The organism is Streptomyces bathyalis (assembly GCF_015910445.1).
GTDB classification, from domain to species: Bacteria; Actinomycetota; Actinomycetes; order Streptomycetales; family Streptomycetaceae; genus Streptomyces; species Streptomyces bathyalis.
On sequence record NZ_CP048882.1, the window covers coordinates 4,650,968 to 4,663,248 of the forward strand.

Annotated in this window: 9 protein-coding genes; 2 read left to right on the forward strand and 7 right to left on the reverse strand. The window is 65.1% G+C overall.

Features of this window, described 5'->3' with window-relative positions; translation table 11 throughout:
* Positions 1 to 19: 19 nt before the first annotated feature.
* The gene (locus tag G4Z16_RS20215; protein ID WP_197352126.1) at positions 20 to 1,552 is read left to right on the forward strand and encodes an FAD-dependent oxidoreductase; all 1,533 of its coding nucleotides are present in this window, start codon (positions 20 to 22) and stop codon (positions 1,550 to 1,552) included.
* 92 nt (positions 1,553 to 1,644) lie between these two features.
* Here the strand turns inward: G4Z16_RS20215 and G4Z16_RS20220 are convergent, their stop codons facing one another.
* The 5 genes from G4Z16_RS20220 to G4Z16_RS20240 all read right to left on the reverse strand — a co-directional run bounded on the left by G4Z16_RS20220 (position 1,645) and on the right by G4Z16_RS20240 (position 9,239).
* The gene (locus tag G4Z16_RS20220; RefSeq protein ID WP_197352127.1) at positions 1,645 to 4,251 is read right to left on the reverse strand and encodes a polysaccharide lyase family 8 super-sandwich domain-containing protein; all 2,607 of its coding nucleotides are present in this window, start codon (positions 4,249 to 4,251) and stop codon (positions 1,645 to 1,647) included.
* Positions 4,252 to 4,499: 248 nt separating this feature from the next.
* Entirely contained in the window at positions 4,500 to 5,906 is a 1,407-nt protein-coding gene (locus tag G4Z16_RS20225; protein ID WP_197352128.1) for an erythromycin esterase family protein, read from the reverse strand.
* Positions 5,907 to 6,242: 336 nt separating this feature from the next.
* Positions 6,243 to 7,289, reverse strand: coding sequence for an extracellular catalytic domain type 1 short-chain-length polyhydroxyalkanoate depolymerase (locus G4Z16_RS20230; RefSeq protein WP_197352129.1), 1,047 nt, complete (start codon positions 7,287 to 7,289; stop codon positions 6,243 to 6,245).
* A 317-nt stretch (positions 7,290 to 7,606) separates the two neighbouring features.
* The gene (locus G4Z16_RS20235) at positions 7,607 to 7,906 is read right to left on the reverse strand and encodes a hypothetical protein (protein WP_197352130.1); all 300 of its coding nucleotides are present in this window, start codon (positions 7,904 to 7,906) and stop codon (positions 7,607 to 7,609) included.
* A 394-nt stretch (positions 7,907 to 8,300) separates the two neighbouring features.
* Positions 8,301 to 9,239, reverse strand: coding sequence for an SRA domain-containing endonuclease (locus G4Z16_RS20240; protein WP_197352131.1), 939 nt, complete (start codon positions 9,237 to 9,239; stop codon positions 8,301 to 8,303).
* A 234-nt stretch (positions 9,240 to 9,473) separates the two neighbouring features.
* On the opposite strand from G4Z16_RS20240, the gene G4Z16_RS20245 reads away from it, so the two are divergent.
* The gene (locus G4Z16_RS20245) at positions 9,474 to 10,061 is read left to right on the forward strand and encodes a hypothetical protein (RefSeq protein WP_197352132.1); all 588 of its coding nucleotides are present in this window, start codon (positions 9,474 to 9,476) and stop codon (positions 10,059 to 10,061) included.
* Between the two features lie 148 nt (positions 10,062 to 10,209).
* Here the strand turns inward: G4Z16_RS20245 and G4Z16_RS20250 are convergent, their stop codons facing one another.
* A complete protein-coding gene (locus G4Z16_RS20250; protein ID WP_197352133.1) occupies positions 10,210 to 10,824 on the reverse strand; it encodes a macro domain-containing protein in 615 nt (204 codons plus the stop codon).
* A 276-nt stretch (positions 10,825 to 11,100) separates the two neighbouring features.
* Positions 11,101 to 12,012 carry a toll/interleukin-1 receptor domain-containing protein gene (locus G4Z16_RS20255; RefSeq protein ID WP_197352134.1) on the reverse strand — a complete coding sequence of 304 codons (912 nt, stop codon included), beginning with the start codon at positions 12,010 to 12,012 and terminating at the stop codon, positions 11,101 to 11,103.
* Positions 12,013 to 12,281 lie beyond the last annotated feature (269 nt).

Sequence of the window (12,281 nt, forward strand, 5' to 3'; positions counted from 1 at the left end):
ACTCACGCGAGCGGACGACATGGCTTACGCGATCACCCAGACCTGCTGCAAGGACGCCAGTTGCGTGTCCGTCTGCCCGGTCAACTGCATACGCCCCACGCCCGAGGAGCGGGACTTCGGCAGTACGGAGATGCTGCACGTCGACCCGCAGACCTGCATCGACTGCGGCGCATGCGCCGACGCCTGCCCGGTTGACGCCGTCCTCCCGGTCGACAGCCTGGGTGCCGCACAGCGGGAGTACGCCGACATCAACGCGGCCTACTTCGAGCACGCCGAGGAGGAGTCGGAGGCACGGTCGGCTGAAACCGACGGCCACGGACCGATCTTCCACGCCTGGGGTGAGCCGGCCTTCGAACGCGTCCTGCCGCCGGACTTCGGGCCGCTGCGCGTCGCGATCGTCGGAACCGGGCCGGCGGGCATGTACGCCGCCGAGGATCTGCTGCTGCACACCAGGGCCGAAGTGACGCTCGTCGACCGGCTTCCGGCCGCCGGCGGTCTCGTGCGCTACGGCGTGGCTCCGGACCATCCGGCAACGAAGAAGGCCGGCGACACCTTCGCCCGCTTCCACACGCATCCTCGCGTGCGGATGCACCTCGGCCTGGAGGTGGGCAGGGACGTCACGGCGGAGGAACTCGCCGCACACCACGATGCGGTGATCTACGCGGTGGGCGCCGCCGCCGACCGGCGACTGGGGATCCCCGGCGAGGACCGGACGGGCAGCCTCGCCGCGACCACCGTCGTCGCCTGGTACAACGCACACCCGGAGGTCGCGCCGGACGCCGTCGATCTCTCGGCCGAACGAGTCGTCGTGGTCGGTAACGGCAACGTCGCCCTCGACGTCGCCCGCATCCTCGTCTCCGACCCGGAGGCACTGGCCGGCACCGGGATCGCGCGCCACGCGCTGGCGGAGCTGCGCCGCAGCAAGGTGCGCGAGGTGGTGGTGCTCGGGCGCCGCGATCCGGACCATGCGGCGTACACCCGATCCGAACTGCGCGCTCTGAAGCACCTTCCCGAGGTGGACCTGGTCGTGGACGACCACGACCCGCGCATCGGTGCGGTGATCGACGCCGCCGGGCCGAAGGACAAGGCGGCCGTACTGCGGGGTGTGACGCGGGAGGCGGTCGACTGGTCCGTGGCACCGGATGCGGCCGGGGGGCGGCGCCGCATCGTGTTCCGCTTCCTGTCCGCGCCGATGGAGATGTGCGGGGACGAACACATCCGCGCCGTGCGGGTCACCGGCGGGAACGGGGAGCTGCAGATCCCGGCCGGCATGGCGCTGCGCGCGATCGGCTACCGCGGAGTGCCCCCCGCGGGGCTGCCGTTCGACGAGGCGGCCGGGACCGTCCGGCACGAGCACGGCCGGGTGACCGGCAGAGCCGGGACGTACGTGGTGGGTTGGATCAAACGCGGGCCTTCGGGCGGGATCGGAGTCAACCGCGCCTGCGCGGCCGAGACGGTCGGCACCTTGCTGGCCGACGCGGTCGCGGGCGTACTGCCCGCGCCGACCGGCAGGCCGAAGGCATTTCACCGCCTCGCACGCCGCCGCCGATGACCCGCTCTCCGGGCGAGCCTCTCCGCGTGGCGGCCGGCCCCCGGCGCCGCTGATGACCGCGGCGCCCGACTCGGGTGGCGCCCGGGTGGCCCCTATCGCAGCCGTGCCACGAAGCTCCGCCCGTACGAGTGCCGCGTGGTGACCTCGATACGGGTGGCGCCGGGAAGCCGGGTGATGCGCACACCGTCGTCCGCGGAGACCGGGCGCAAGGAGCGGCCGCGCAGTGTAATGGCGACCGTGTCGCGTTCGGTGGTCGGATCCGAGACGGCGACCGAAGTGATGCCGTCGCCGCCGCGCCGCACGAGCGCCGACGCGGGACCGTCCACGGCGAGGTGCCCGGCGATGTGGGTGCCGGGAGCGAAGGTGTTGGCGGCGAGCAGGCCCAGGCGGGCGTGACCGATGGCCTGGACGTCAGGGGTGTTGGCGAGGACCCTCAGCGGGCCGTGCGCGTAGCGGCGCAACTGCCGTTCGGTGGCGCCCGGTACCAGGGCGCAGGCCAGCGTGGTGGTCGGTGCGCCGGGCGGCTGCTCGAAGACGACGCTGAAGACCTGCTTGGTGATCCGGGTGTCGGGGTTGGCGGCGTTGACGTCCCGGCGGCTGCGGCTGACGGTGTCGAGCGTGACGGTGGGTCGGGGGCCGCGAGGTACGTCTGGGGAGTCCAGGAAGACATAGCCGACTGCCGTTTTCTCGTCGGCGTTGGCGTAACGCAGCCAGGCGAGCGGCGCCGTACCGGGCCCCCGCCAGCGCGTGGCGTCGCGCAGGCATCCCGTGAGGGAGACGGCATCCGATTCGGCGGCGATGCGGCTGTCCACCGTGGTGGTCACCGCCCGGCCCGCCGGATCGTGCACCCCGGACGCCAGCACCACGATCTCGTCGTCCAGCAGGAACCACGACTTGGTGGCACGGGCGTTGCGGTAGGCCACGAAGTCGTCCGGAAGCCGCCCGGCCTGCTTCGCCGCGTAGGCAACGTCGTCGGACAGGACCAGCGACGCCGTTCCGTAGGATCCCAGCGTGGCGCCGCCGGAGTGGGAGTCCGTGCCGCACGGGAAGTAGACGTAGGTGTTCTGCTTCTCGGACGAGGCGGTGAATCCGGCGTCGGGGTTGTCGTACCACTGTGTGCCGTACAGCTCGGGGATCGTCTTGCGGGTCTCCACCGGGGCGGTGACGCCGGCCAGCCGGTAAGGGGAGACGGCCGTGAAGTAGTCGACGCCGAAGGCATGCGTCTGGTCCTGCCCTGACAGATACAGGTAGTGGGCGCCGTCGCCCTGGAACCACGGCTTGAGGTTCTCGCCGCTCATGTACTCGTACTTGCTGATCCGGTCCGAACTGCGGGCCAGCGCGAACGACCAGCCAGGGCGGTGGTGGACGGTGCGGTCCATGGCGTTGAACGCCGTCGTGTACGAGGCGTCCCTGAGGTCGCGGGCGGGGATGGAGTCGTCGGCGAGGATGTCGGCGTATCGGGCGACGGTCACCGGCGAGACGAACGCGGTCGGGTCGAGCGGCGCCCTCGCGGACTCGCGTACGAACTTCACATACCCCTTGAGAGCTGTGGCGTCGTCGCCGGAGGAGTGGGCTGCGAGGTCGCTGACGGCCTCCACCACGGTGGTCGCGTCGCGGTATCCGCTCTTTTCGCGTGACATCCCGCGGCCCTTGACCACCTCCATCATCCAGCCCTCGAAGATCACCGGCGCGAAACCGTCCACCACCCACCTGCGCACCACGCCGGCCATGTCGTCCTGCGGCAGGTACGCCGTGCCGTCCAGGATCTTCAGGGTCTGCACGACGCGGCTGAGCAACCCCGTTCCGTAGGTACCGGTGTAGGCGACGGAGGCGTGCTGGATGAAGGAGCCGTCGGCGTAGAAGCCGTCCGTGACGCCGTGCTGGAGGCGGTACGGGTCGATGGTGGCCAGCACGGTGAGCTGGTCGGCGACGGCCTTGCTGACCCGGGCGTCGTCGCCGAGGGCGGCGCCCTGCATGATCCGGTCGGTGGTGATGTCGGCGAGGTTGGCGCCGGTGTGGAAGCGGGAGTCGAGGTCGACGTCGCCGTCCTTGCCGTTGCGCAGATAGCCGTCCATGGCGGCGACGTAGGTGGCGGCCAGTTCCGGGCGGTAGGCGGCGAGTTGGTCCCGCAGCAGCACCAGGACCTTGCTCACCTGCTGGGAGATGCCGATCTCCCAGTTGAACCAGTTGCCGTAGTAACCCTTCGACTGGTCGCCGTAGTAGTGGTCGTACAGCCAGGTCAGGCCGTCGATCACGCGCCGCTGGACGGCCTCGTTGCCGTGCAGGGGGTTGTCGTCCGCGGGGGTGCGGGTGGCGAGCGCGACCTCGTAGAGGTACTGGAAGGACTTCGTCAGGTTCCGGTCGCTGGTGTCGAGGTCGCCGAGCCCCTGGAAAAGCTCGCCGTCACCGGCCGCGTCCATCGCGTCCAGATGGTCCTGGGCGGCACCCGTGATGGCCGACACCTTGCCGGCCACCTCGGGGCGGGCGTCGACCTCGGCAGTGCCCGCTAAGACGGCGACCGTGTTGTCGATGAGCCGGGCCAGGTCTCCCCCTGGCTGCGCCGGGAGGTGCCCCCTGGCACCTCTCCCGGTGGCGGGGTCGCGGGGGGCGGCTGCCGCCCGGGCGCGCAGCGGATCGGCGAGGGCGAGCAGCGCACTCGCGGGGACCATGGACAACAGGGCGCGGCGCGACAGTTCCATGGGGCGCTCCACTTTTTGGGCCGTATGCCGGAAAAGGCTCGCCGTATCCAAGCAACGGGGCCCGGTGGTGTCAACGCGTCAGTACCACCGGGAGCACACTCCGCAGCCGGATCACGGCTCTGAACTCGGGGCCCTGGTCGGGCGGTTGGACCTGCCGGGGGCACAACCAGGAGGGCAAGCTCAGTGACGGCGCGACCGGCGCCCGATCACCTCTGCATCGCGCATCAGGTCCTGGCGTGGCCGGCTGATCAGGGCGTCTCTGCCCTGGCCCGGCTGTATACCCCGAGTGTCAGGCCCCGTGGTGAGGTTCCTTTCGAACCCGAGCCCGTAAGCAGGTCTGACGCCCTGATGCGATGCAGGTGGATCAAGACGTCGTAGGACCGTCCCAGAGTGACCATGTTCTCGGGGTCGGGGTAGTCGGTGCCGATGCTGCGGGTGGGCCGGGCTTGGTCCAGCCAGGTGCGTGCCGGGGCAGGCGCGGTGCGCATGTCCAGGAAGTAGTCCTGGGGACGCACCCTGTGCAAGGTGTGCTCGTTGTTGCCGGCCTTCGCCGGTCCGACCGTGAAGGGCTTCCACTCACGGTCCGCTCCCATCGCGTTGAACGAGCCCTCGTTGAAGGTGAATCCCGCACTGACATATCGCGTGCCGAGACGCTCGCGCAGGAAGGCGCCTTGCGTCTTGGGATACCACTCGGGCCGGTCGCTTCGGTAGGCGACGTGTCCGTTGTGAGCGGACAGCAGAATCTTGTGCCCGGTCTGCTGATGCCACCAGACGGTGTTGTCGGCCATGGCCTCGTCGCGATACAGCAGGGCCTGTTTCAGCCCGTTCGTGGTCGCCAGATCGTAGGAGAGCCAGGTGGCGGTCTGGGCTAGGGAACGCGCGTGCTGCACGGTCCAGGTGAACTCCTCCGGATTCGATCCCGGAAACCGTTGCAGGAGTGTCAGTGCCTGGCGAACCTGACCGGCGATCGCCTGGCGCTGGGACAGCGGTTGGCGCAGGTATGCGTCCATGTCGGGGAAGGACTGGAACTTCCTGTACATGGTGTTGAACGTCGGCAGCATCGTCGGGGCGTTGCGCTGGATGTACTCGGTCACCCTGTCGACGAGTTCCTCGCCCAAGGTGGGGTAGTTGATGTCGTCGCCCATGAATTGGACCTTGTTCGGGTTCTGGGTGTTGTGGGCGCGCATCCATTCGACGAGGTCCAGGTATTCGCGCGCGTTCCACGGTGTCTGCTTCGGGAACTCCTCACGCATGATCTCGCGCGCGTCGCCCTCTCCGTGAAGGACGTAGTCATTGAGCTTCAGTCCGGCACTCCAGCCCGTCTCGAGCGAGAACGTCGTGAATCCCTTCTCCTTGACCAGGTATCGGAAGACACGGTCCTTCATGGTGAAGAACTCACGTGAACCGTGCGTGGCTTCGCCCAGCCCCAGCACCTTGGCGTCACCGACCATCTGACCGAGGGTCTCCAAGTCGCTTACGTCGCCGTCGGGTTCGGTGGATTGCAGCGTGTGAGCGTGTTGGTTCAAAGCGGGCAGGGGATCGTCCCCGGCGGGGCTCGCCTGGGCGGGCAGTACAGCCGCCTCCGTGCTCATGCCCACCAGCACCGGTGTGAGCAGCAGCGGCAGAAACCGACGTCGATCGAGCAGATACGGCATACAATGCTCCCTGGTATCAAGTCGAATCCATCGCCATATCCCCGGCTTCGAATGTGCGAAGGGGAATCGGAGCTTCCATACGGCTGCACCTACGGGTCGTGCCGACGTAATCACCGTCGTGGTTCCGAGATCGGGCGACGGACATTGCGAGATGTGCGCCGGTTGCGACAAGCTGAATCGCTTGGCGGGCAGACCCCTGTGAGCGAACTCCTCGATGCTCTGGCGGGTTTCGAGCGGGAACTCCGTCCTCTTCGCGCTGGGCTTTGACGATCAGCTCGGGGTCAACCCGGTGGTGTCCCCTGCCGGTCGCAACCGGCAGGGGACGGTCGATCCCGGTCAGCCTCCCAATCCCCAGTCCTTCGCGATGTATTGGCTGGAGCAGATGGTGTCGAAGAAGTTCGCGCCGGTCTTCCCGCACCCTTCGCTGGGCTTCACGGGTGTGCCGTGTGCCATGCCTTCGATGCTGTAGTTGCGTACGACGACGTCACCGTTGCCGTCCTTGTAGTCGGAGCGGGTGGTGCCGCCCGGCAGCGACTCGGTGCCGTCGGCTTCCTGATCGGCGCCCAGCACGTTCGTCCACTGCTTCACGGACTCGGTGGCGTTCTTCGGGACCACCTTCGTGTCCGCCGTACCGTGCCAGATCGACACCTTGGGCCGGGGGCCCGAGTGGCCCGGGGCGGCCTTCTTGGCGATGTCGCCCCACTGGGCCGCGGACTTGCTGACGCCGGGGCTCATGCAAGTCCACGCTTCCGCCGAGCTGTTGGCGCAGCCGTGCGGCAGCCCGGCTATCACGGCACCGCCCGCGAAGACGTCCGGGTAGGACGCCATCATCGACGACGTCATGCCGCCGCCCGCCGACAGCCCTGTGATGAAGACCCTCTTCGGGTCCGCCTTCAGGTCGGCGATGGTCTTGTCCACCATCTGCTTGATCGACAGTGCTTCGCCCTTGTCACGCCCGACGTCGCCGGGCTCGAACCAGTTGAAGCACTTCAGACCGTTGTTGGCCAGTTCCTGCTGTGGCGCGACGACGGAGAACTTGCCGGCGTCGGCGAACTTCTGCCAGCCCGCGTTGTCGAAGTACATCTGCGCGTCCTGATTGCAGCCGTGCAGTGCGAGGACGACGGGGCTGCCTTCGGGCAGTCCGTCCGGCTTGTAGCGGAACATGCTGAGCGCGCCGGGATTCGAGCCGAAGTTGCTGACCTTCTCCAACCCTGCGGCTGCCTTCCCTTCCGTCACGCCTGCGTTGCTCGCATCGGACAACTCGGTGGACGGGGCGCTGTCGGCTCCGTAGCTGACGGCCTGTGAGGTGCCCACCAGAGTGGCGAGCCCGACGGCTGTGACGGTTGTGATCAGTAGAGCTGCCTTTCGAAATGCCACTTTCATTGCGACTCCTTCTGTGGGAATCCCGTGGGGGGATCGTGGTGACCGTAAGGGCTTTCCAGGTCGGTGCCGAACGTGGCGTACGTCCAAATGTGACGGGCCGTGAGTGTGGATCCGACACACTGGGCGGACATGTGCCAGCTTGGCTCTGCGGCATGGAACCGCAGGTCACACCCGCACTCGAATCCCGTCTTCTCGGCCACGGTCAACTACGAGCAACTCGTCACCAGACTCGGTGGCGGCGTCGTACGCCGGAAGCAACGGGCGGAGCCCTCGCCAGAGGCGAAGGGCTCCGCTGGCCGATTGAGGCCCGGGGCCCGTCAGTTGTCCCACGTGTCGACCCCGATGACCTTGCAGTGGGCGTCGAGGGCCTCGAACCTGGGTTGCGATTCGGTGAGCATGGTCGGAAGCGTCTCGTGCGCCACCTCGAGCGCGTGGACGAGCCGGACGCAGACCTCATCCGGGACATCAACGCACGACGGGCGGAGCTCCGCGCCGAACGGGACCGTCTCCAGCAGCTCGATGGTCCGAAAGACGAGATCCACAAGGCGCCGAATCCAGCACTGCTGCGACAGCTGCCCGTCTTCCCGCTGGACCCTTGCCAGCCTGCCGGACGACATCTCGCGCCGGCTCTTCGAAGCACTCCGGTTGGAGATCCGCTACGAGCCAACCACGAACATTGCCGCCGGCAGGGTCACGCTGGCTGACGAAACGATCAAGGCTGTCGCTCAGGCCAGCCAGGACGACTCGGTCGTCCCGCTGGAACCTCGAAGGGCAGCGCAGGCGATAAAGGACGAGGTGAGGCCTGCTTCTGAGACCTCACCTCGTCATCCTTCTGTGTGGTGCCCCCGGCAGGATTCGAACCTGCGACACCCGCTTTAGGAGCTAGATCGGGGTATCGCTCTGGGGCTGATCTGCCGGTGAACTCGGTGCCTCTGGGGGTGCCTCGATGCGTCGGTGTGCATGGGTGTTGATGTCAGTCGTGGATGTCAGCCGCATGCCACTCGCGGGTCCCTACGGGAGAGCAGCGGGAACCGTGCTCGTGAAGCCCTTCCCCTCCGGCCAGAGCACCGCGCACTCCTGCGATTCCGCCAGTGCGAGAAGGTCCTCGCGGGGCTTGGAGGGCACCAGGATCGCCCGCGTCGTGTGCTCCACGAACCGGCTGTAGTCCGCCAACTGACCAAGCGCCATACGGATGTTCTCGCGTGTGACGCTGCCCTTGCTCTCGACGAGAAGACCGAGCCCCTTGCAGTACAGGTCGGTGAACAGGGGGCGACTCTCACCGGACGGCAGCATTCGGTGCCGGCACGAGGTGTACCCCGTGCTCGTGAGGTAGTCGGCGAATTCCTTGACCAGACGGGCTTCCTTCCGCTCGGCCTCGTAGGGTTCGCGGTTGGGGTTGACGAACGACTTTTCCGTCTCGTTGCGCTCCAGGGGCAGTTCGTCCACGGAATGCGGGGAGCTCTCCAGGAGACGGCCGAGCTTCGTCGCAGGCTGTCCGGGCTCGGCGTCGATGGGCTTGAGACGGAACACGATCACCTTGCGCAGGGGGCCGTCGTTCGTCTCCGGGGCGTCGGCTTCGTACCAGGGGTTCTTCTGGTCCACGACGAACTCGCCGCGGTAGGTGATGGTGCCGCGGGCGCCTCGGAATACGCGTAGTGCGCGGCCCTCAGCTTCGTGGTTGAGGATGCTGGCGTTGCCGGAGAGCATCCGCTGATCCCCGTACTGGCCTTCGCCGCTGTAGTGGAAGCGACCGTCCGGCATCCAGTCGTCGTAGTACCCGTGCTTCTCGCCGGCCACCGGATCGGTGAACACGAAGACGTTCGGGGTCTTGGCCGACGGACCGATGCCGCCCTGCGTCCTCCCCCCGAACTTGCTGTGCAGCTGCTTGCGTTCGATCGCGTCGCCCGGCTTGAGCGTCCACTCGGGCGCCGGGTCGGTCGTCTCGGTCATGGGCCCCTCCCGTTGGTCCGATGCCTCCTGTGGCCGTGGTAGCCGTGGTGGCCTTGGCGGCTGAGGGAGGATCATTGCACACCAGAATCGGATACCGAAAATGGGTATCCGATTCTGGTGCCAGATGCCATGTGCGCCTTGCCGTGCGCTGGATGCTCACTTGTGTGCCCCGCATGCAAGGCGTCTTCCTGTGAGGGGCGGGGCGCGCCGGGGGCACTGACGGAAGGGGAGCGCATGGGGTCGGCAACTCGATGGGCACGAGAGACCTTCGGTGAAGTCGCCGGAGAGCTGGCAGACATCGTGCCGGCTTGCCTCGCGCGGGCCCACGAACGGGCCCGTAACGGCCAAGAAGGGGTGCACACGCAGACCCTTGAAGCGTATGGCCACGGACTTCACGCCGTGCAGTACGAGGAGTTGGCCTCGGGCCTGGAGTCGTACGGGAACCCGGTGCGGCTCCAGGGACGAACCGTGGTGATCGTGCGCAGCAACGTGATCTTCCCGTTCCGGTACGCCAAGAGGGACGTACCGGTGACTGCCGCTCGCTTACGTCGAGCCACTGGCTTCCGGGCAGAGTTGATACGTCGTCATGGTCCGGAGCCTATGCAACAAGAGTTCGACCTTGGCCTTGACGAGATCGAGGACGTCGAGCCGAGGTTGGGGCTCGAAATGTTGCCGGAGGACGTGGGCCTTGTGCTGGTCGCCTACGCATGTTCCATGAGGCAAGGTGTGTTGCGTATCGAATGGGGCTCCGCTGAACTGCGCAAGGAGGACAGGTACCTGATCTGGCACCATCACGAAGCGCTGGGCCCCGGAAAGCATTGAGCCTGGGAATCACGTGCGTTCCGTGTCAATTGTGGGACTGAGCCGCGTCGACAAGGCCTTGTAGCTATTGACGCACAAATGAACAAGGTCGGATGCCACTTACCCATTACCTAAGATTGGATCTATGAGAACTCGTCTCGTTCGGTCGTCACAATGAGGCAAGGAACGCCTGGACTTCGTGAATGTTCACTTGATCTGCATCCTTGGGGTGGATCACCACAGACAGCCGTCGTGATACCAAGTCCACTCGCGATCTAGACACGAATGAGAGCACGATCATCTTGACTAGGCTCTCGCGGTCGAGACTCCCAATTCGTGCGAGGTCTGACCCAAGGACGGGAACCGCTACGGGGTCCAAATTCCCATGTGAGACCACCGCCGACCAAGTGCTATCAAGACTCTGCCATAAATGATCGACGCTCGATCGAGCCGTGAGGTCGTTGCTCATATGTGAATATGCGACACAGTAATATTTGTAAGGCTCGCTACCTATAACAGCAACGGTTCCCAGCGGATAGCGGTCGCGCTTGCCCTGTGGCTTTCCTACTTCGGTCTCCGATCTGAGTATGGACGCATCTTGCAGCGACTCCTGTAGCGCGGTATCGAGAGAAGTCACGTTCCCGTTGAATACCCTCTGAAGGAGTTGGCCCTGTACGCTCCTAGGGTGGATTATTTCACGTCCTGCAACGGAAGTGTCGAATACGTCGGTGAACCCGATAATTCGATCAGACTCTTCAGTGAATAAGTCTCCCACCTTCACCACTACAGAAAAGTCCGGATGACTAAAGTCGCGAGTAGCTGTACTGCGAGGAACGGCTCGCGCGGTCGCCCACAGGCAAGATAGGGCCACCATGCCAGACAGTGTCTGTATTCCTCGTAGCCCAATCGTTGGGCTAACAGCTAAGAGCAACTGCACCACTCCCGCTAATGCGGCAAAGGCGAAGGAGAAATTTGCTAGGAGAAGACCCCATCCCCTTCGTGATCCAAATACGGCTGTCAGGCGGTACATCCTAATAGAGTCCTCCACGCCTAGGAGTGACTAGAATGGGGGATGATACTTCACAAGATCACCGTCGGACCCGAAGACGGTTATGGAGACTTCGCGATCTGCCGCCAATCTAGCCAGTTGATGATTCACTTCGTGAACTCGCGAGGTTCCTTCGGTCGTGCAGTGCAATTCGACTTCCGAACTATGGAGTATAAGTCGCTGTATATTCTCGGATCCGACGATCTTGCGAGCCATACTGGCGCAGCCCCTGACTCGACTCCCAGTTTTAGTTGCGTCCTCTGCTCCGGCAGTGATGCGCACATCTTTTGGATCATTTATGGTATACGAAGAAACGGTACTAGTTGCTTCGCCCACTGACTTCTCCAGGGAGCCGATGCGCGTGCTTTGTTCGCGCACCAGTTTGACTAGTTCATCGAGAACGTCTGAAACCTCACGCTGAGGACCTCCCGGGGATGCGTTTCTCTCCCGAGCTATGGTCAGTTGGCTTGTCAAGTCACCCCAGAATCTATCGAACGTCGTTTGTAGTCTTTCAGCTTCGACCTTGGTTTCGCACTTGCTGTTGATGGACTTAACCATTGCCAGTACGTCTTCTTCATGGGAACTGTCAGTGGCCTGGAATTGGGTTAGGGGTCCGGACGATAGGTCTTTCACCTGCATGTCGATGAGGAAGGGTATAAGTGAACTCTCGCCTAGCTCGCGGGATAGGGCCCCCGATTCAAAGTTGATCCAAGGTGCGGACTGATTATCACGAGTTACGCAGACAATGCCAAACGAGCATTCCTGGAGCCGGTCTGCAATCTTGTTGAGTCCGCGCTCCCCTTTCGAAATATCCTGAGATGAGACGAAGGGTGAAATCGTTGGATTCATGTAAGGTAGCCAGTCTCGAAGTATTTCCGCGCTCCGTTTGGACATGTCCCCCGACCAGCTGATGAAGATCTGCATGTAGCACTACCCCCTAGACCGTCTAGTAGATAGTCATGATGCCTCACTCATCGGTGGGCTCCTAGTGAGCACACGCAGAGGTCGGTGGAGTGGCTTTGGGCTGGAGCTGCCTTGGGGCGAGAGATCAGGGGCTCGTAAGCTTGCCGCGACTCGGGCAGCACCTTGCCTGCCCGCAATAGCCCGAAGTGAGCCCCTGATCTTCGAGGCTCGCCCCAAGGTGGCTGCCTAAAGCCGTGGAGCCGACCGACCCCGCCGGCACCCTTCTTCTC